This window comes from Pedobacter sp. N36a (genome assembly GCF_014472395.1).
Classification (GTDB): domain Bacteria; phylum Bacteroidota; class Bacteroidia; order Sphingobacteriales; family Sphingobacteriaceae; genus Pedobacter.
Map to the genome: position 1 here is coordinate 1 of NZ_JACSZW010000066.1, position 402 is coordinate 402.

Consider the following 402-nt stretch of genomic DNA (forward strand, 5'->3'; position numbering starts at 1 on the left):
ACCACCTGCTCACGCAGAAGCTGAATGGATTGCGTCAACTGCTGGGTATTTTGCTGATAAATATTGGCAAGGATAGCGATGACATCGGCTTGGTCAATTAAGCCAAGCATCTGGCGAATCACTTCATCTGTGACATTGCCATTGCCAAACGCAATGGCTTGATCAGTGAGTGACAACGCATCGCGCACGGAGCCTTTGGCACTGCTCGATAGCTGCCATAAGGCATCAGGCTCGTAGCTGATTTGTTCTTTGTTCAGAATCGTACCAAGATATTCAGCGAGCGCCACTTGCGGCAAAGGTCTGAGTACAAATTGCAGACAACGCGAGATGATGGTAATGGGCAGTTTTTGTGGGTCTGTGGTCGCAAGCAGAAACTTCACATGCGCTGGCGGCTCTTCGAGG

1 pseudogene is annotated in these 402 nt (G+C 50.0%); it reads right to left on the reverse strand.

From position 1 onward, the window contains the following. Positions 1 to 402: pseudogene (locus H9X96_RS22535) on the reverse strand (hypothetical protein); the annotation flags it as partial.